Origin of the sequence: Flavobacterium sp. (assembly GCF_004295795.1) — a bacterium.
Classification (GTDB): Bacteria; Bacteroidota; Bacteroidia; order Flavobacteriales; family Flavobacteriaceae; genus Flavobacterium.
In genome coordinates this window covers 23,698-44,246 of the sequence record NZ_SEBR01000011.1, presented here as the reverse complement: position 1 = coordinate 44,246, position 20,549 = coordinate 23,698, and the positions used below count along the sequence as shown (strand labels likewise).

Genomic DNA, 20,549 nt, shown 5'->3' with positions numbered 1-20,549 from the left:
ATTATCGTTTTAAAGTGAAATGTCCTCTTGAAGTGCGTCCGTCGGCGAGCTCGATCAAATACCAATAATCGTCAGACGGCATCGGTCTTCCGCTGAAAGTCCCGTCCCAGCCGTTTCCGGAAGCGACCAATTGTTTGATGAGTTTTCCGTATCGGTCAAAAATATACACGTTCGATTGGGCGTTTGCCGAATTCAGCACGCCTTTGAGATTCCAGGTGTCGTGGTAACCGTCGGCGTTCGGCGTGAAATACTTTGGAATTCCCATCACGGATATCGGATAAGTCGCCGAAGGGCAACCATTGGCATCAATCACATAAATGATGTAATCGCCCGGCGGCACATCGGTGAACACATTCGAATATTGGCCCGCATTCTCGTAATTGAGCGCATAAGTATAATTCCCGAAACTTCCAGGCCCTAGCGTAACCGTAACGGTGTTCGACTCGACAAAGTCAACCACGTCGACGCTCTGGATGATCGCCTGGCTGGAATGCACGACCGGAATGTTGCGAACTTTCGAACAGCCGTTCGCGTTGGTCACGATCACGGAATAAAGTCCTTCGGCAGCCACGACAAGCGTGTAACCGCTTCCGGAAACGGGCATGCCTTGATACGACCATTGGTAAGTGTAATCGGCCGGATTCGATCCGTCAAGCAAAGCCGCATCTATCGTCGTGATGAATGTGGCGTTGTTCTCACAAACCACATGAGGCACCAAATTCACGTTCCTGTCGATATCCGGAAGCCTGAAAACCTCGAGATTGATCACGTAGAGACGCGAGCAGCTGTTGGCCGTGACGCTTTCCATGCGCGCAAAAACCTGGTCGTTGTAAGCTGTCAGGTTCGTATAAGACTGCGGATTCGCGATTTCGTTCTGCTCGAACAAGGCGTCGTCAATACTGGTGTAAAAACGCACCGATTGTCCGCCCGTAGCAGGAACCGCGTTGTTTAGGTTGAACTGGGTAAAACCGTCTTCCGAAGCCAGTTCATCGCAGACGCCAGGGAAATTCACGGTCACGTTGGGCAATAGATTCACCGAAAGGTTCAACGTGCTCAAGCTGTAACAGCCAGTGGTCGCGTCGGTAACCTTGACGGTAATTGCCTGCGGATTCGAGATATTCGTGTAGAAATTATCGAGTTCGCCAACACTGTTGTCGGCATCGGTCGTGTTCAGAAAATACCGTACCGAAAGATTGGCGTTGTTGTTCGTAAAGCCCGAGGTCGCCTCGATCAGGCTGAAAGTCGTGATGCCGTCGGGAGCCGTTCCTGTGTCGCACTGCACCAAAGTTCGGTTCAGCACGGGCGGCAAAGGATTCACTTGAACAGTTGCCGTAGCTGAAACGCTTCCGCAGACGTTGCCCGCGCGGTTCAAAACAACGCGGAATCGGTAATTGTTCAATGCCGCCGGAATGGCGATGATCGTCAACACATTGGTCGTCGTTCCAGAATATTGCGCGCCGTCTGCAATGTTGGTGAAAGTCGTTCCGTCGGCCGAAACTTGCCATTGATAGGTCACGCCAGGATTCGTATCGATCGAAATCACGGCGTTCTGCAATTCGCAGGTAACCGTCGGAGTCGCGACCGGTTGGGAAACGATCACGATCGGAGCCGGAATGTTGTAGTTCGGATTCGGTGTCGTGTAACCGCCGGAACCGGTAACGACGCCCAAAGCGTTTACGGTCGGAGGCACGTTGCTTCCTATATATCCGTCTCCGTCAGCATCGGTGAAACCAGCTTCGCGAACGTCAGAACAAGCGTCGTCGTCGTTGTCGCTTTCAATGAAATCCCAAACGCCGTCGCCATCGGCATCGCCCATCGTGTAATTGATTTGTCCGCTATTGGCTGCGGTTTCGAGATTGTTGGCCAAACCGTTCGCTCCAAACGAAGCGGCGTTTCCGTCGACAATTCCGTCGTTGTTCGCATCTGTGGCCGAACTTCCAGATTCGACCAAATCGTAAATCCCGTTGTTGTCGCTGTCAAGGTCGAGATAGTCGGGATGTCCGTCGTTGTCAGTGTCTGCCGGAATCATATTTGGTGGGAAAGCGTCGTCCAAACCGTCGAGGTTCGCGTCGGTTCCGGAAAGCGCGCTGAAAGTCGCACCTTGGGATTCGTAAAAATCAGGGATGGAATCGTTGTCGCTGTCCAAATCCTGTGAATCCGGAATGCCGTCGCCATCGGAATCGCGCGGGACACAGCTTGCTACAATCTTGAAAGTGGCTCGGTTTTCGGCCGAATCGTCGAGGTTCTTGTGCGTGAACTTGATGGTGCTGGCCAAATGGCATCGGAAGCTGAAAGTGCCCGTTCCGGCGGCCAAAGGCGTTTGTCCGTTCAATCGGAAGCGAATCTCGAAAGACGAAAATTGCGTGATGCCGCTTTCGTAAATCCCGTCGTAATTCGTGTCGATAAGCAATTGGTTGTTCGGATTCAATACCGTAATGGTGCGGCTTGAAGGAGCGCTCACGATAAATTCGGCGTTCGGGTTCAGCAAATCGTTGGCCGCGGCCGCATCTGCATATTGAAGCGAAAAACTCACGGGCTGGGCGAAATTCATTTGATAAACCACGGAATTTCCGGCTCCGGCGCTTACCGATGTCACGAAATTCCCATTCGCATTTCCGGAGAAAGGAACCGCGGTAGGCGAACCTACAGGAGTCGGAAATGTACCGGTGAACGAATTCGAGTACGCGCCACTTCCTGCGGTAACCGCTCCGGCCAAAGGATTCGTGAGATTGAAAGGCACGTCTCCATAAGATTCGGTGCAGTTCGTGATGCCGTCGTTGTCGAGGTCGATGTCGGCGTTGTCGTTTGTGCCGTCTCCGTCGGTATCGGGCGCGCAAAGACTTACCGGAATATTGTCCGAAGTGAGTTCAGTTCCGCAAGAGACGATTCCCGCTTTTACGAAGTAATAACCCGGAACTGTCGGCGTGTAAGTACTTGTAGTTGCTCCCGCAATCGGCACATCGTTCAGATACCACTGGAATTCGTCGAATCCCGTAATCGTGTTCACCGACAGGTTCACGTTTGGCAGACAAGTCGATTGCGTGACATCGATCTGGTTGAACGTGACCTCGGGCTTGAACGTGAATCCGGAGTAATAACCGCCAAAAGTCGCGGCATCACTCGATCCGTAGGAAGCCAGATACAATTGTGTCGTCGAAAAAACCGAAACGTTTCCGCTTAGGCCGTCGATGGTGTAGGTTTCGAAACCCGCGTTTCCGCTTACGGGCATTGGTCCGTTTACCGACGCTCCGGTAGATGGAAGCGTCGCCAAAGTGTAATTGGTGCCGTTGATCGCGAAACTTACGGTCGAGCCGACTTCGGTCACCATCGTGATTTTTCCGTTGAAAACACGTCCGCCGACTGCCTCGATAAACGGGATGTTGTCGATGATCTTCGGGGTTTCGCAACTCAATGGCGGCACGAAGAACAATTCCTGGTTGGCCTGATCGGGACGTCCGTTGTCGCCTATGCTTTGGTACGCGAATACGTTTTTGTTGGTGTGGATCGACATATTGCCGTTCCCGTCGAATTGGCTGCCTTCGAAAAACACGAATTCACCCGCATTGAGATTGATTACGCCCGGAGCGTTGTTTCTCATGACTTGCGTTCCGTCTTCATCGGCTATGATCAGCACGGTTTCGACCTCGTTCATACCCGTGCTCTTGATGAAAATGTATTCTTTTCCCGTGCGTTCTGCCGATACGATCTGGTCGTAACCCAAATCCATGTTGGCCATCGTGCCGTTGGATCCTCCAAAAGAGCCGCTATTTACTGCGATCGGTTTGTCTGAAGTGACCAGCGAACCGATCAATCCGAGGCGGTTGGCATTCGTCGGGCCTTGAACGGCACAGACGAAACTTTCTCCGCTGTTGAGCGTGATCGAAAATGGAGTCGCTCCCGCAAACTCGTTGTTGACAAAACTCGTTCCGCTGCCGAATCCGCTAAAGTTGACCGTGGTGTTGTTGTCGGTGGCCAAAACCGAGATAAAAGTAAGGTTGTTGATGCTGTAAGTGTCCTGAGGATTTCGCATCGCGCCAACCCGAAAGCGCGTGCCAAGTGCCGCCATTCCTTTTGAGACGATGTTTCCGGCCTGATTTCCGCTTCCGGCGATAAGTCGCGCCGAAACGTAGACGAGGTCGTCCGCTTCGACGATAAATCCTCTGTTGTTGTAGACGCCGTGCGCGAAGCTGGCGTCCATCACCATTTGGGTGTTGCTTCCGAAACCGACGTTGTAGACATAAGGCGCATCACGCGAAACCGTGCCTTCGACGATCGCGCCGCCTATGTTGATGATCCTGAAATTTACCGGATTCGTATTCGGTGTCGAGATGTATAGCAATTGTTCTTCGCCCTGAACGTTGGACGAGGCCATGACCGGCGGAATGTAGTGCGTTTTGCTGAATTGGGCCAAGCTGTGAAGGCACGCGAAAAGCGTCAGCAAGAGTAACTTCTTTTTCATGTTCTAAATGTAGGTAATAAACCGTTATCTTTTGAGGGAAAAATGGCCTCTCACGGCGCGTCCGTCCCCGAGTTGCAGCACAAACCAATAGTCGGTCGAAGGCAATTTGGCCGAATCGTACTCGCCGTTCCATCCGGTATCGCTTCCGCGGAAGTCGTACAGCAATTTGCCGTACCGGTCGAAAATCCTGACCTGGCTCGACGGTTGCGAGGACAAATCCTTGATTTCCCAGATGTCGTTGATTCCGTCGCCGTTCGGTGTGAAGAATGTCGGATATCGGATAAGGAAAACCGGATAAGGCCCGACAAGGTAACACCCGGCCGAATCCCGAATATAGATCGCATAATTTCCTCCGGACAGGTTCCCGAAAACCGGAGACGGCTGAAAGGTCGTTCCGTCAACCGAAAATTCGTATTGTCCGCTTCCGGAGTAGTCGACGGTTATGCCTGTTTCGTTACCGTTTTGGGAAAAAATTTGCACCGAGTTGAAAACCGGCGGGTCGGCGAGCGCGACCGTAAATTGCTTCACCGCGCTGCATCCGATCGTGTTCGTCACAGTAAGCGTGTAAACCCCGGGCGTGTTCACCGTAATTTGTGCCGATGTGGCGCCGGTCGACCAAAGATAGCTGTCGAAACTTCCGGCTACCGAAAGCGTCGCGGTGTCGTTCGGGCAAATCGTTATCGTTTCCGGATCGAACCCGGAAGGCGCCAAACTCGTGACGTTGAGCGTTACCGTGACTATGTCGTAGCACGACGTTCCGCTGAAAACGCGAGCATAGATCACTTGTTGGTTCGGAACGGAGTTTGTGAAGTTGTTCGACAGCGGACTGATTTGCGCAAGGGCATCGGCGTTTGTCAGATAATAAGCGACCGTCAGTCCGACAGGCATGTTTGCCAGAACCAAAGGCGTGACTTGCATGGCGAGGTCGAAATCAGTGCTGCCATCGGACGCGCCTGTAGTGTCGCAAACCGTTATCGTTTGAGGCATTGCAGGTTGATAAGTCAGTTCGAGCGAGATCGTCGAATATACGTAACAACTGAAACCGAAGCGCATTTTGGCCACTACGGTCGTACCATGAGCCGCATCGTAGTAAAGTGGATTCAGGATCGGATTTTGCGGAACGAGCGCATCGGCCATCGTAGGATAAAAAGTTATATCGGGATAAGCTCCGAAATTGACGCTTATCGTATCGATGATCGAGGTAAGATTGAAGGTCGAAATCCCGTTGTTGTCAGGATCGCATTGTACCAGAGTTGCGGTCGGCAAATAGGGCGGAGGCGCCGAAACATACTCGATCTCGATGTCGCCCGTTGCAAAACAGCCGCTTCCCAAATCGACTTCCACCGAATAGATGCCGGCTGTCGTAACGGTATAAGTCGGGCCGGTTTCTCCTGGAATCACATTGGTTCCGCTGTACCAAACGTAAGACAAAGCTCCGTTGATCTGCGCGTCCAAAGTCGTGGTCTGCCCCGGACAAAGCGCGCGGTTGTTCGAAATCAGCATGTCGTCACCCAGATTGACCTCGGCCTTGAAACTTCCGCCTTCGAGAAAAATTGCCGAGTCGTATAGGTTGTTTCCCTGATCGGCGATCACGATCTTGATATGGTACAGAACGCCGGGCTCGACCGTGGCCTGCGCTTTCATCGATTTGGTCTGTCCGTTGTAATTCGTCGGATGATCTTGTCCGTTGAATGCGTCGAAATATTGGTCGTTCGAGGAAGGACAAATCGTGCCCGAACCGCGAACCGTGTTGACCGTAACCGGAATTTGCGTAAAAGGTACGACCGCGAGATTCTCATAAGCGTCGGTCGTGTTGGCCTTCTTGAGCAAAAAGGCGAACCCGTCCGTGTAACCGCATTGGTTCGAGGACGGGTTCGACAAATATTGTTCGGATGAAAAAATGTAGTTGAAACTGAAAAAATTCCCGTTGGGCAAAAAGTCAAATTCGAGAGAAGTCGCGTTTATGGTGTTGTTCACGCCAACTGCTTGCTCGAGGTCGTTGTCACCAACCCAATTCGTCGGGCCGTCGCTCAATATGGAATCGTTCGGTCCTACGGCGGCCGCGGCTCTTCCCGTGGTCAAGACCATACCTTCGGCAAAAGGGAAATTGCTTCCGTTGGCATTGAAATATCCGAAGGAATTCCCATTGTTGAAATTCCATCCCGAAACGACGATGTTCGAGGCTTGTCCGCAGGGACTGTTTATAAGGACGTCATTTACGAGCTGAAATGTCGTATAATTTTCATCCACCGAAATAAATTGAGCCGATGCACCGAAACTCCAAATCAGTAAAAACAGCCCGCAAACGTTCTTCCACAACCTACCCATAGCACGGGCAAAGATACTACAAATCGCGCTTTTTGAGAATTTTGTACGACATCAAAACAAAGAAAACGATCCAAAAAACGACGATTGCAATTTCATACCAATGGATGCTGTAATCGCGTACGACGATCTTGTTGTTGACCGAACTTTCTATGGCTTTGTAAGCGCTGAAACGCGTAAAAGGTTCCTTGATGAGATTTCCCATCGCGCCAAACGGCAACAAATTGGCGATCTTGTCGGCCAAAACCGTATCGGAAATGAGATTTCGGCAAACCTGGAACTGGATCAAAAATTCGAGAATCCACCAAATGAAAAGCGCGCCCAAAGCGAATGCCGACCGTTTGACGAGCACGCCCGCGAAAAGGCAGATCGAGAAAAAGCACACGAGTTTAAGGAAATAGCCAAATAGGTAACTCATGCCTGAAAAAATGATGTCCATTTCCTTGAAGGACGAAAAGCACAAGCCCAAAATCAGCGAGACGACGAAGATGAAAACCGTCGAGGCGACCGAAAAGACTACGATAGTACCGAATTTCGAAAGGATGAACTCTTTTTTGGACATTCCGTCGATGAGATTCTGTTTGAGCGTTCCGTAACTGTATTCGTTGGCGACCATCGAAACCACGATCAAGGCCAGGAAAAGTTTGAGCCAGGCCGCGATGTAGGTGTTGATGTGCCAGATGTACGGAAAGTTGAAGACGCCTTGTTCGGCAATCGAGATTTCCTTTCCGAGGATGTTGAATTTGATCGAAGCCACCAAAGCGATACAGCACAAAAAGGCGAAATACGCAATGGTCAGCACGCGGCTCCATTTGTTGAGCCAGAGTTTCTGGAATTCTATGGCGAGCAGTCGTTTCATTTCTTTGCGTGGTTTTTGGTGAGTTCAAGGAATTGTTCTTCGAGGCTTGTCTTGCGGAAAACGAGATGGCACACATACACGTTTTTGGAAACGAGATAGCGGTTCATGTCTTCGGGCGAAATTTCGTCCTTGAGATAGACGAACAATTTGCTTTCTTCCTGTTTGACCGATTCGACTTTCGGATTTTCGGTCAAAGCCGATTTTAGCGCGTCCATGTCGAGCGCCTGAAGTTCGAAGAAGCCCTGGTTCGAGGTCATGCCGTCGACCGTTCCCGAATACAACATTTCGCCTTTTCGCAAAACGACAACATGCGAACAAACTTTTTCGACTTCATCGAGTAGATGCGAAGCGAGCAGGATCGTTGTTCCGGTCGATGCTATCTGACGGATGATGTCGCGGATTTGGTGGATGCCTTGCGGATCGAGTCCGTTGGTCGGCTCGTCGAGAATCAGGATTTCAGGATCGTTCAGCAATGCCGATGCGATCGCCAGACGTTGTTTCATCCCAAGCGAGAAAGTCCGGAAACAGCTGTCTTTTCGCTCCAAAAGCCCTACCAAAGTGAGTTTTTCCTCGACTTTGTAAAACGGGATTCCCTTGATTTTGCACACTAGTTGCAAGTTCTGTACCGCCGACATATAAGGATAGAAATTCGGACGCTCGATGATCGCGCCCACTTTTTTCAAGGCCTCGTGGTTTTCGACTTTGCCTTCGAACCACGCAAAGTCGCCCGAGGTTTTGTTCACGACGTTGAGCACGATTCCCAAGGTCGTCGATTTCCCTGATCCGTTCGGACCGAGAATGCCGTAAACGTTGCCCTTCTGTATCTCGAAGGAAACGTTTTTGACGGCGTGGATTTTTCCGTACCTCTTATTGAGATTCCGGATGGATAGGATGGTTTCCACTGAATTGTTGTTTTATTGATTGATTGTTCTTTTGAAACGACTCACAAAGTCATTTGTTACGGCAAATTCGGGATTTTTAACCGATTTGCGCCAAAAAAGAAAAACGCCCCAAATAGAGCGCTTTCCAAAACTAACCTTTATCACAAGTAATCAATTCTTTACCAGGATGAACCAATCCCAATCGGCGGGATTTCCTATTCCGACACTTGGCGTGTAGAGGAAAATCTTGACAGTTGCCGTTGGATTCGCCTCCAGATATTGGCGCACTTTGACCAAACCCTGAACGTGCGACCAAGGCACTTCGTAATCATAAGCGATTCCCGACGGATTGAAAACGTTCTCGTAACCGTTTTGAGGCGTGACGAAATCGTTGGTCAACACGTGCTCGAAAGAAGAAGCCGGTTCGAAACTTTCCGGAAAGTGCAATTGTCCCAATCCCATCCAATGGATTTCCCCGTCGAAGATCTTGGTGTCGAGTTCGTCGTAGTACAATTTGACCCAACCGAAATCGCCCGGTTCCTGATATTCGCTTGTCACGGTAAAAGTCGTCGCGGGTTGTTCGAACGCGAATTCCTTTCCGCCTTCGAATTGGTTGGTCTGATAATCGACCCGAAGCATCAAAAGCTTGTTGCCGGTTATCGGATCTGAATCTGCGGGTTGGCCCGAATCGTCAGACGAACACGAAAAGAGCGTCGCAACAAAACAGGCGAGGAGTAAAAATCTTGATTTCATAACTGTTTATTGGTTGATTGTTCTCTTTGGATGCTAAATTGTTGGATTGGTTGCGGGGGAAATTGTTAAAATTTTGGATTTGGCTTCGCGCTATCTTTCAGAAATTTTGGGACGATCGAAGGCAGAACTTTTTGGTTTGTTCTGACTTTTGGAATTGCGGATGTGTCACGAAAATTAGTTGAAGTATAACTTTAAGTAGGACACACCCTGACAGGGTTATAAACCCTGTCACCGTTTTAAACAGTGACAGGGTGATTTTTTTGAGTCCTTACAGTATAAGGTCCAAAAGCAAAAAATCCCAAACCCAACCGGAACGGATTGGAATTTGGGATCTATAAATTGGAATTTGTGTGATTACGACTTGTTCTCCTTATTGAAGTAAACCAAATAATAATACATCTGTTTTTCCTCGTCCCAACCCTTCTCGACGAATTTCTCGGCGCTTTCGGCATTGATGAAATCGAGTTTGATCTGGATGTTCGTATCGAGATTGATCACGTTCTTGATCGATTTTCTCACGTCGGAAACAGCGGCGTTCGCGATCGGGAAAGTCGTCACGTCCTCGATAGAGAATTTCTCGCCTTTGTCAACTTTGTAATTTTTGAATTCAGGGATCAAATCTGGGTTGTCGATCACTTCATTCAAAAAGGCAGTTTCCTCGAACTGGTCGTTCTTGGCGAAATGGTTGACCGCGCGGTTCATGAACATAACTTCCTCTTTTTTGTCCTCGGCCGGAAGCACGACATCTTTGGCGAAACTCTGGCAGAATTTGAGGTATTTCTTGGTCATGAAATTCTCGTCTTCGAACAAATCGACATTCAGGAAATGCTCGAGCCAGTAACGCGCGTCGTATCTGTTTGAATCGACAGACAAAATCTTGTAACCTTCCTCGCTTTTGTAGTTGAAGATAAGCGCTCCTTTGTCCATTCTGTTCAGGCTGATTCCGTGTTCGAGACGCATTTCAAGATTTTCGCCTTTCTCATCAAATTGCAGGAAATCGGCCTGGATTTCACTCTTGAAGATTCCGATGGCGTCGACTTTGTTGTTGTCGATGGAAATGTTGGTCAGATAGGCGACATAAACTTCACCGTTCTTGATGTGCGGATGCGCCGATTGCTCATAAAGATGATGCGTGATGCGCTTGGAAATCTCGTGTGCGTTCGAAGGATTCGCGAACAATTCGGTCACGAGCTTGAACATGTCGTTGTATTCCAGATCGACTTCATGCGCAAACTGGTAATAGTTTTCCTCTTTCTCGCGGAACGACTTGAAGAAAAATTCCTTCAAAAGCGGCATAAGCTCGTCGGACGCGTGAAAAGGCTGTTCCGACAAAAACGTGTCTTCGTTTCTACTTTTGTTCCCGACGCGGTGAAGCGAAAGAGAGTCGATTTGCGTGTTGAATAAGTTGATCATATGTTTGGATGATAGATGAAAGACGGATAGATAATAGACATTGATGCCATCAGCTATCCGCGTTTATGTTTTGTTTCGTTTGATGTTTTGGTCGAGGACGGATGCAGTCTAATGTCTATCCGTCTATTATCTTTTTGTCTGGAGAATTAATTCCAATTCTCCTCGAACCCATAATCCTCAAAATTCCCGTCGTGTTCGCCGAATTCGTCCAGATCCTCATCGTCATAGCCGTCCTCGTCGTCGAAATCCATGGCGTTTTCTGCCTCGAATTCCTTTTCTCCGGCATCGATCGGCATGATCCCGTGGCTGAAAAGCATCGCCGGATAAGTCTCGCCAACCGTTTCTTCCTCGATCGCGGCCAGTTCGACGAGAAATGTCCACATGTTCATGAAATCGTAAACGTAGATGATTTTCGTCTGATCTTCATCGAGTATCGAAGAAAGTGTATAATCGGCCATGACCTTTTGCTCGCCGGCCACGTCGCCCGTGTCGAACAAAGGGATTTCCTCTTCCTGATTCCATTTGTCGTCGCAAGTGTAGAACGAAGCCATTTCCGATCCGTCGAAATCGAAAGCGTTCACCAACGCATTGTGCAAGTCTTCGAGCGTATCGTCGTTCCTGATGGCGATGTCGCGAAAAATATCTTCCTCCGCATCGAGAATCGCCCTGAATTTGTAAACCATGATTCAAAATTTGAGAACGCAAATATAAGGCACAAATCAGCATCGCGATTCAAAAAGTAATCAACAATCGAACATAAAAAAAGCCCGATCATACAATCGGGCTTCGTGTTATTTTTTAGCTTTCGGCGCTTCGGTCAGGCTGGCCAATATCGTCTGGATTTCGGCGAACTGCTGTTTGAGTTCGGCCTGTGAGCCTTTTGCTTTGGCTTTCTTGTTCAGCGCTTCGGCTTTGGTGGAAAGTTGCGTCAGGGCGTCGTCGGTTTTCTTGTTCTTGAAGTTTGCCGGAACTTCCGAAGCCTTCAATTGCTGGATTTGCTGGAACAAAGTTTCAGAGAAATCAAAAGCGTTCGGATTTCCATTTTCGACATTGAGGTTGATCCTCGAGGCAACTTCGTTCACGTTGTTGAGTTTGGGCCAATTCGTCTTTGCCGTTTGGGCCGAAACCGCGTTGACGACGAAGAAAAATGCGATGAGCGCCAGTGTTTTGATGTGTTTCATGGTTGAGTTGTATTAATAGTTTTCAAATATAACAATTAATTGTTTTTGACAAAGATTGATTTGGCAGATGCGCTGTTTCGGATAGGATTCGTGTTTCGGAACTTACTATATATAAAGAATTTGAACCGATCTGCAATTCATCCGCAAATTTCGACGGTTGGGTAACTAACTTTTTCGAACTTCGAAGCTGATGCCCACTTTTGCCTCAGTAAACGAATATCGGCAACCATGAAACCAATTTTTACACTTGCATTCCTGTTTTTGACTCTCGTCGGATTTTCCCAAAAAGAACTCACGGGCAAAATCGTCGACGAGAAGAACAAAGGCGTTCCGGGCGCGAACATTTACATCGACGGATCTTATGACGGAACGAGCTCAAACGAAGACGGGACATTCGCCTTTACGACAACCGAAAAGGGAAAACAGCATCTCGTGGTTTCATTTTTGTCGTACGAAACTTCCAAAGTCGAGATCGACATCGAAAACTTCGAGCCGGTCACCGTCAAATTGCGCGAAAGTGTCAATACATTAGACGCCGTGGTCGTGAACGCCGGAACTTTCGAGGCCGGAGACAAAGCGCGTGTCTCGGTTTTGAAACCTTTGGATATCGTGACCACGGCCGGTTCGGCGGGAAATATCGTCGCCGCCTTGCAGACTTTGCCCGGCACGCAAACCGTAGGTGAAGACGGACGCCTTTTCGTGCGCGGTGGCGAAGCCGATGAGACCCAGACGTTCGTAGACGGCATCCGCGTGGCGCAACCTTATGGCGCATCGACCAATAATGTTCCGACGCGTGGTCGGTTTTCGCCCTTTCTTTTCAACGGGATCAGTTTCTCGACGGGCGGTTATTCCGCAGAATATGGCGAAGCGCTTTCGTCCGTTTTGCTTTTGAGTACGATCGACGATCCGGATCAGAACAAGACCGATATCGCCTTGATGACGGTTGGTCTTGGCCTCGGACACACCAAAAAATGGGAGAAAACGTCCCTGAGCGTAAATGCTTCCTATATCGATCTGGCGCCTTATCAATGGGCGATTCCGCAGAATGTAAAATGGAACCGACCTTTTCAGCAAGCCTCGGGTGAAGCCGTTTTCAGGAAGCATTTCGAATACGGATTGCTCAAGATTTACGCCGCTTTCGATGTGTCGCGCTTCGATATCAACCAGGAAAACATCAACAGTCAAACGCCGACCAGAGTCGATCTTAGAAACGACAATCTGTATTTCAACGCGTCTTACAAAGGCGATTTGGGTCGGCAATGGCAGCTTTTCGCCGGAATAGGGTACGGACTCGGCAAGAATTCCATCGGATTGAATCTCGACGATGTCAAAAACGCCGAAAACGCGGGCCAACTCAAGCTCAAGTTCAACAAGCGTTTTTCCGACCGTATCAAACTCAGCTTTGGAGGTGATTACTTCTTGACCGATTTCGACGAATCGTATCAATTCTATCAAGGTCAGAAACTGAAAGCGGGTTACACTTCAGGGATTGTCGCGGGTTACGCTGAAGCGGATGTGTATTTCTCGAAAAAACTCGCCATGAAAGTAGGAGCGAGGACGGCTCACAACGATTTGCTCAACGAATCGGTCTTGTCTCCGAGAGCTTCGATCGCTTACAAAATCAGCAAAAAAGCGGGACAGATCTCATTTGCTTACGGCGATTTCCAGCAAGCTCCGAAAGCCGAATATCTCAAATTCTCGGATTTTCACAAATTCGACAACGAGAAAGCCTCGCATTTTATCCTGAATTACCAATACGCCCGCGATCGCCAGACCTTGCGTTTCGAGGCTTATTACAAGCAATATCGCGACTTGGTGAAGTATGAAACGCAAACCCCGATGTTCAATTCCGATTACGCGAACGACGGCTTCGGATACGCGAAAGGCATCGACGTTTTCTGGAGAGACGGGCGCACTTTTCGCAATTTCGAATATTGGATTTCGTATTCGTTCATCGACAGCAAGCGCAATTACCGCAATTTTCCTATCGAGGCGACCCCGAATTTCGTGGCCAACCAAAGTCTGTCGGTCGTGACAAAATATTGGATCGAGGATTGGCGTTCGCAGTTGGGCGTGACGCATTCGATGGCAACCGGACGTCCGTTCGACAATCCCAACAAGCCCGGATTTTTGAACGACAAGACAAAAGCCTACAACAATCTGAGTTTGAGTTGGGCGTATTTGTTGAGCCAGCAGAAGATTTTGTATTTCTCGATCAGCAATGTCCTGGGAACGCAAAACGTGTTCAATTACGAATACGCGAATGCACCCGACGCAAACGGCGTTTTCCAGAGACGCGAAATCATCCCAACGGCCGACAGGTTCTTTTTTGTCGGATTCTTTTGGACGATCAGCGCGGATAAAAAAAGCAATCAGTTGAATAATCTGTAGCGTGGGAGTGTTCGGGTTCGTGAGTACGAAGTGCTTGATTTTTTTATTCCGAATTGTCGGATTTGCAGATTTTGTCTATGGAAGTGGAAAATGCGAATTTCAGATAGTCGGGTAAAAACTTCGCAAGCAAAAAAGCACCCTGTCACTGTTTAAAAAGGTGACAGGGTTTATAACCCTGACAGGGTGTCTAAGTTTTGTAGGAAATTACAGAATCATAACTTATATCTATCAATCCGCCAATCCGCTAATCCGAAAATCCAAAAAAAACACTTCATCCCCGAAATTCCACAATTCGGTAACATAAAATTTCACCGCCAAAACATCCGACCTAAATTTGAATCATCAAAACGCCGAAACTCAAACCGCAAGTCTATCAACTAAAAATCTATTATCTATCATCTAAAACTAAAACCAAAAAAACATGAAACCAACAATCACAGCAATCGCAATTTTTTTCGTAAGCCTTGCCTTCGGGCAAACCAAATACGAAGAAGGAATGAAAAAGGCCTTCGCGCTCTGGAAAGAAAACAAACCGACCGAAGCCTCGGCCATGTTCGAGAGAATCGCCGCCGCCGAACCCAAACAGTGGCTTCCGAATTACTATGTCGCGCTCATAAACACTACGGCTTCGTTCACGACGAAAGACAAAACGCAAGTGAGCGCGTTGTTGAACAAAGCCCAGGCCGCGCTAGACGTCGAATTTCTGAAACATCCTGACAATGCCGAAATCATGATCTTGCAAGCTTTGACTTACACAGGTTGGGTAGCGTCCGACCCGATGACCAATGCCATGAAGTATTCGGGTCAGATCATGGAATTGTACGAAAAGGCGCAAAAGTCAGATCCGACCAATCCTCGCGCAGTTTCCGGGAAAGCCGAATTCGAGATCGGAGGCGCGAAATACTTCGGAAGCGACACCACGCCAATGTGCAGTGAACTGAAACGCTCTCTCGATTTGTACGCCAATTTCAAACCCGAGAACGAATTCAGCCCGAAATGGGGAAAGGACAGAGCCGAAATGCTGTTGTCCGAATGTGGAAAAAAGTAAGCGGATTCCTCTAAATTAGCACTCATGAAAACCGGACTGAGCATAATTCCACGGCTGATCGCACTCGGCACAGGCATCTTTTTCCTGATCCTTTTCCTCAACTGGACTTTCGGGCATGCGCCGACGCTGTCAATCGATTTACTTTGGATGTATCTGTACACGTTAGCTTACAGCTTTGGACTTTATTTTGCGAATGCCGCGGTTTTCCGGTTTCTCGACAAGAAATTCGAGGGCAGAAGATTCGACATCAGAAGAATCGTTTTGGGATTCGTGCTTTCGTTCACGGTTTCGCTCGCGGTGGTTTTCCTGCTGAGAGTTTTCGAAGATGTCGTAATCAGGCAAAAATCGTTCTCCGAATTTTTCGCCCACGAGACGCCGGCCAATTATGTGTTCGCCATCGGAATCACTTTCGTCATTACATTGTCAGCTTATGCCATTGGATTCTACAAAGCTTACAAAGAGAATCAGGTCAAGGAACAACAGCTCATTGCAGGCACTGCATCGGCACAATTCGAAAGTCTCAAAAACCAGATCGATCCGCACTTTTTGTTCAACAGTCTGAACGTGTTGAGTTCGTTGATCGAGGAAAATCCGGAAGCGGCTCAAAAGTTTACCACTTCATTGTCAAAAGTCTATCGGTACGTACTTGAACAAAAGGATAAAGAATTGGTAAGTGTCGAAGAAGAGCTTTCATTCGCCAAGACTTACATGAACCTGCTCAAGATGCGATTCGAGAACAGTATCTATTTCGAGCTTCCGACAGTAATTCCGAATGCCGATTCCAAGGTCGTTCCGCTGTCGTTGCAACTGCTTTTGGAGAATACGGTCAAGCACAATGTCGCAAGTGAAAAACGTCCGCTCAAGATCAGGATTTACGTCGACGGCGACTATCTGTGCATCGAAAATGAACTGCAGAAGAAAGAAGTGCTTCAGGATCGAAAAGGCGTCGGGTTGCAGAACATTGTCAACCGATACGCGATCCTGACGCGAAGAAACGTGCTCATCGAGCCAAATGACAAGACATTCACCGTCCGGATTCCAATCCTGACCAAGCAAATAACCGTTATGGAAACACAAATCAACGAAGAGCAGACGAGCTACTATCATGCTCATAAAAAAGTCGCCCAGATCAAGGAATTTTACGGAAACCTGTTGTCCTACGTGATTTTCATCGGCGGGCTGGGCATTTTGAACTTCGCGACATCGCCCAACTATTTCTGGTTTTTATGGCCTGCCGCCGGATGGGGAATCGGAGTGGCAATCCACGCGGTAAAGACGTTCGACTACATGCCGTTTTTAGGCAACGACTGGGAAGAGCGCAAAATCAAGGAATTGATGGGTAAGGACAGAACAAAAAAATGGAACTGATGGAAGCCAACAGCAATTTCAAGAATACGATCGAATATCGCAAAGCGCGCCGACAGGCCAAGGAAATTCGAGGTTTTTACATTCATCTGACGGTCTATTGCACGGTAATTCCGATCGTGATTGCCATCAACCTGATTTTCGTGCCAGACTTTTATTGGTTTCCATTCACCGTTTTCGGATGGGGAACAGGATTGCTTTTCCACTTTATGGAAGTCAGGAAATTTACGCCATTCATGGGCAAAGGTTGGGAAGAGCGCAAAATCAAGGAGCTTATGGAAAGGGAAAAATCGAACTACGAAAAATTTAGGGAAAACAACTGATCATGGAAAAATTCAATCAAGACCCAACGGACGAGATGCGTTACATGCGCGCCCAAAAGCGTGTAAAGGCGATTTCCGGCTTTTACAAACACTTGACCGTATACGTAATCATCAATACGGGATTTCTCGTCGTAAACGCGCTGAATGTCGACGAAGGCAAATCTTTCTTTTCATTCGAGAATTTCTCGATGGCGATTTTTTGGGGCGTCGGACTTTTGGTTCATGCTTTGAGCACGTTTGGAGCCGAAATGTTTTTGGGCTCGAATTGGGAAGCGAAAAAAATCCGTGAGATCATGGACAAAGACAAGCGTCAAGGCAAAGAGTGGGAGTGAAGCCGACAATTTTGTATCTGACAAATAACTTTAAGTAAGAAGTTTCAATTAACTATCAATCAAAATCGAAACTAGAGTGAGAACCATAATAATCGAAGACGAAAAACCTGCGGCGCGATTGCTGCAGCGCAAGTTGGACAAAATGGGAATTCAAGCCGAAGTCATGCTGCATTCGGTTCAGGAAGCGCTCGAATGGTTTTCGCAAAACCAGCATCCCAATCTAATCTTTTTGGACATCCAATTGTCCGATGGATTGTCGTTCGAAATCTTTGAAGCCATCGAGATAAAAAGCGCGGTAATCTTTACCACGGCATACGACGAGTATGCGCTTAAAGCATTTAAGTTAAACAGTATAGATTACTTACTTAAACCGATAGATGAAGAATATTTGGAAGTTGCGGTAAATAAATTCCGGGCGCGTTTGCCCAAAATGGAATCGGCTCAATTCGATTTTGACCAAATCAGAAAGTTGCTAGTGAATCCGTTTGCGAAAAACCACAAACAACGCTTCACGGTCAAAATCGGACAGCATCTAAAAGTGATTCCGGTGAGCGAGATCGAGTGTTTTTACAGCGAAAACAAAGGTACCTACATCCATACTTGCGACAATCGCGATTATCTGATCGAGTCGACGCTGGAAGTTTTGGAAAGCGAGCTCGACCCTTCGCAATTCTTCCGCGTGAGCCGAAAATTCATCGTTTCGCTTCAGGCAAGCCGTGAAATCGTGATGTACAGCAATTCGCGCCTAAAGATCATTCCGCCAACCTACAAGGCAGACGAGGTAATCGTAAGCCGCGAAAAAGTGAGCGATTTCAGGCAATGGATCGGTTAAATGGGAAGTTTGTGGTGAAGTGAGATCATGACTTGCGATTTCGAGTCTGTTTCCAGCATTTGGTTCATCCAGCCCAATTGAACGGCGAAATTGTCGGTGAATTTGTAGCCTGCGCCAAGGTAAATCCGGTCGCGATCAAAAACCGAAGTATAACCGTCCACTTTCTTTCCATTAATGAAAATCTCGTTGTAAAGCGCGATGTAGGCCGCGTTTTTGACCATCGAAGACTTGTTGACCGGAATATCGAGAAAAAGGCAGTAGCGATAACGTGTATTGAAATCGCGCCCTTCGACAAAGCGTTGCTCGTATCGGAATCTGTGTCTCAAGAAAAACCTTGAGACGCTTTGGCTCAGCAGCATTTCCTGATAGATGCGATTCTCGCGCACCGGATTATCAGGCATGTCTTCGGCTTCGGTCAACACGTAAGCGTATCCGGCCGTCGCGTTAAAATTGTCCGCAACCTGATATTTCACGCCGCTTCTCACGAGCAACTGCTGTAAATCGCCTCCAAGATTGTGGTTGCGATATTGGCCTTCGATATCCAGTGAGAATTTTGAATGCTTTGATTTTATATTTCCGAAATAGATATACCAGGCTCCGGTTTGGTCACTTTGTGAATACGCCGAAAGTCCGGCCAGCAAAAGGCTTGCGAGTGTGAAAGTCAATTTTTTCATGTGGCAAAAATAATCGGATTTGCTTTTGGAATCGACTTTTTTTTAAGGGTCATTTGGATGGGACCTGTCAGGTCTTTAAGCCCTGTCAGGGTTATAAAGGTGACAGGGTGAAATTTTAAGGGGTTCGGATTATTGCACTTGGGTCTTGGCATCAGCGCATTTCATTCGAATTTGCGTCGCTTCTCCTTCTGTTCTATAAGGTTTGTCAAGGTCAACAGGTTGCTTTTTAGAAACGGCAAAAAAAATCCCGGAGCCAAATCTTATTTTGGAGTCCGGGACATCTGTTTCTGGTAATGGTAAATCGCGATCTATTCAAAAAGCGACATGATTTCCTTTTTCGTTTTTCCTAGTTTCTGCTGCAATTTTCCCCACATCTCATCGTCTTTTCCTTCTTCGTAAGTCAGATCGTCGTCTGTAAGTTCAGCATATTTTTGCTTCAGTTTGCCTTTCATCTCGTTCCAGGCGCCTTTGATTTCAGTTGAATTCGGCATCGGTATAAAGTTTAGATTTTACAATTATTTGTTTTGTAAATGTCCGGTTTTAAACCGATGGAAGCGTTACAGCTTTTGGTTTTCCGATTGCAAGATTCAAATTGCCAAATCTTATCTATTAGTTTATGTAAGCGGATTCAACTAATTCGAAAACAAATTATTATGTTTAAGGTATAGATTTTTGCTATCGGATGTTTTCGCGTCGGAATTTCAAATTTCTGACTTCCAATAATAGGTAAAACTGGATTCCGAAAAGTATCGATGCCAGTACAAGATGCGTCGTTTGTGATCCGAAAGGAAAGTCGAAATAAGCCATCGCAATGCCCGAAAAAATCTCGACGATAATCAATCCGAAAATCCACTTCATCTTCTCGAACCCAAGTTGCAGTTTTCGGTTTCTGGCAAAAAGCAAAAGGTTCACCAAAAACACAACGATCGAAAACGACCTGTGTACATAAAAAGAGATTGTCGGATTATCGAGTATAGATCCCATATTATCATGTCCAACCAATTTCACCTGTTCGTCCACGAACTGTCGAACCTGCGTTCCGAGCACGATTTGGGCCAGCGTCAAAACCAGCGAAAAAGCCAGCAACGTGGAAAACAACGAATCGCGTTTTTTCATCACGAATTCTGTTTTCGCACTCCAGATAATCTGTAGGATGACGGCTACGATCACCAAAGCGACGACCATGTGAACCGTGATTTTGATCGGATTCAAAACCGAATACACCACCGTTGCACCAAGCCAGGACTGAAATCCCATAAGGAAAACTGTCAGCCACGACAGCCAGACGATCGATTTGCGGTGTCGGCGCATCCAAAACGACAAAACGGCCATTGCGAGCACGAAAACGCCGGCAAGCGCACCACAAAGCCGATTTATGTACTCGATCCAAGTGTGTTTCGGGTTGAAGATCGCGTAATCGTGTTTGGTATAAGCGCGAAATTTCGCCGCGTCATAGGTTTTTGCCGCAGTAAAATCTTCGTTCGCGACCCAAAGCGCCTCGTCTTTTATGATGACTTGGCCTTTCTCGAACGACTTGCCTTCTCGCCACGTGAGTTGTTCGACATCAGTCGGCGGGATGTAATACCCGAAGCATTTCGGCCAATCGGGACAACCCATTCCGGAGCCGGTCATGCGCACCAAAGCGCCCGCAACGATTACAAAATACACAAGCACGAGGCTCGTTTTGGCGATGGGAAGAAAAAAGCGTTTCAT

General features: G+C 47.8%; 17 protein-coding genes. 6 read left to right on the top strand and 11 right to left on the bottom strand.

Features of this window, described 5'->3' with window-relative positions; all coding sequences use genetic code 11:
* Position 1: 1 nt before the first annotated feature.
* The 8 genes from EOO49_RS10715 to EOO49_RS10680 form a co-directional block, all read right to left on the bottom strand.
* Positions 2-4,459 (bottom strand): T9SS type B sorting domain-containing protein, encoded by a 4,458-nt coding sequence (locus EOO49_RS10715; RefSeq protein WP_290845502.1) that lies wholly within the window; start codon positions 4,457-4,459, stop codon positions 2-4.
* A 24-nt stretch (positions 4,460-4,483) separates the two neighbouring features.
* A complete protein-coding gene (locus EOO49_RS10710) occupies positions 4,484-6,709 on the bottom strand; it encodes a T9SS type B sorting domain-containing protein (protein ID WP_290845500.1) in 2,226 nt (741 codons plus the stop codon).
* A 94-nt stretch (positions 6,710-6,803) separates the two neighbouring features.
* Positions 6,804-7,643 carry an ABC transporter permease gene (locus EOO49_RS10705; protein WP_290845498.1) on the bottom strand — a complete coding sequence of 280 codons (840 nt, stop codon included), beginning with the start codon at positions 7,641-7,643 and terminating at the stop codon, positions 6,804-6,806.
* Entirely contained in the window at positions 7,640-8,545 is a 906-nt protein-coding gene (locus tag EOO49_RS10700; protein ID WP_290845495.1) for an ATP-binding cassette domain-containing protein, read from the bottom strand. Before EOO49_RS10700 ends, EOO49_RS10705 begins: the two co-directional genes overlap by 4 nt.
* Before the next feature lie 150 nt (positions 8,546-8,695).
* The gene (locus EOO49_RS10695; RefSeq protein ID WP_290845493.1) at positions 8,696-9,277 is read right to left on the bottom strand and encodes a hypothetical protein; all 582 of its coding nucleotides are present in this window, start codon (positions 9,275-9,277) and stop codon (positions 8,696-8,698) included.
* A gap of 354 nt (positions 9,278-9,631) precedes the next feature.
* Complete coding sequence (locus EOO49_RS10690; RefSeq protein ID WP_290845492.1) at positions 9,632-10,690, bottom strand: nucleoid-associated protein; 1,059 nt, start codon at positions 10,688-10,690, stop codon at positions 9,632-9,634.
* Between the two features lie 146 nt (positions 10,691-10,836).
* On the bottom strand, positions 10,837-11,373 hold the full coding sequence (locus EOO49_RS10685; protein ID WP_290845490.1) for a hypothetical protein: 537 nt from the start codon (positions 11,371-11,373) through the stop codon (positions 10,837-10,839).
* A 108-nt stretch (positions 11,374-11,481) separates the two neighbouring features.
* On the bottom strand, positions 11,482-11,871 hold the full coding sequence (locus EOO49_RS10680) for a hypothetical protein (RefSeq protein ID WP_290845488.1): 390 nt from the start codon (positions 11,869-11,871) through the stop codon (positions 11,482-11,484).
* Positions 11,872-12,099: 228 nt separating this feature from the next.
* Between EOO49_RS10680 and EOO49_RS10675 the strand changes: the two genes are divergently transcribed.
* From EOO49_RS10675 to EOO49_RS10650, 6 genes are all read left to right on the top strand, one after another.
* Positions 12,100-14,262, top strand: a complete 2,163-nt coding sequence (locus tag EOO49_RS10675) for a TonB-dependent receptor (protein ID WP_290845486.1) — start codon at positions 12,100-12,102, stop codon at positions 14,260-14,262.
* A gap of 421 nt (positions 14,263-14,683) precedes the next feature.
* Positions 14,684-15,310 (top strand): hypothetical protein, encoded by a 627-nt coding sequence (locus tag EOO49_RS10670; RefSeq protein WP_290845484.1) that lies wholly within the window; start codon positions 14,684-14,686, stop codon positions 15,308-15,310.
* A 24-nt stretch (positions 15,311-15,334) separates the two neighbouring features.
* Positions 15,335-16,678, top strand: a complete 1,344-nt coding sequence (locus EOO49_RS10665) for a 2TM domain-containing protein (RefSeq protein WP_290845482.1) — start codon at positions 15,335-15,337, stop codon at positions 16,676-16,678.
* Positions 16,669-16,998 (top strand): 2TM domain-containing protein, encoded by a 330-nt coding sequence (locus EOO49_RS10660; protein ID WP_290845480.1) that lies wholly within the window; start codon positions 16,669-16,671, stop codon positions 16,996-16,998. Before EOO49_RS10665 ends, EOO49_RS10660 begins: the two co-directional genes overlap by 10 nt.
* Before the next feature lie 2 nt (positions 16,999-17,000).
* The gene (locus tag EOO49_RS10655) at positions 17,001-17,330 is read left to right on the top strand and encodes a 2TM domain-containing protein (protein WP_290845478.1); all 330 of its coding nucleotides are present in this window, start codon (positions 17,001-17,003) and stop codon (positions 17,328-17,330) included.
* Positions 17,331-17,406: 76 nt separating this feature from the next.
* Positions 17,407-18,162 (top strand): LytTR family DNA-binding domain-containing protein, encoded by a 756-nt coding sequence (locus EOO49_RS10650; protein WP_290845476.1) that lies wholly within the window; start codon positions 17,407-17,409, stop codon positions 18,160-18,162.
* On the opposite strand, the gene EOO49_RS10645 is transcribed toward EOO49_RS10650, so the two are convergent.
* From EOO49_RS10645 to EOO49_RS10635, 3 genes are all read right to left on the bottom strand, one after another.
* Positions 18,159-18,836, bottom strand: coding sequence for a DUF2490 domain-containing protein (locus tag EOO49_RS10645; protein ID WP_290845475.1), 678 nt, complete (start codon positions 18,834-18,836; stop codon positions 18,159-18,161). The genes EOO49_RS10650 and EOO49_RS10645 overlap by 4 nt on opposite strands.
* Before the next feature lie 308 nt (positions 18,837-19,144).
* Positions 19,145-19,327: a CsbD family protein gene (locus EOO49_RS10640; RefSeq protein ID WP_290845474.1), complete on the bottom strand. Its 183-nt coding sequence runs from the start codon at positions 19,325-19,327 to the stop codon at positions 19,145-19,147.
* A gap of 184 nt (positions 19,328-19,511) precedes the next feature.
* Complete coding sequence (locus EOO49_RS10635; RefSeq protein WP_290845472.1) at positions 19,512-20,549, bottom strand: heme A synthase; 1,038 nt, start codon at positions 20,547-20,549, stop codon at positions 19,512-19,514.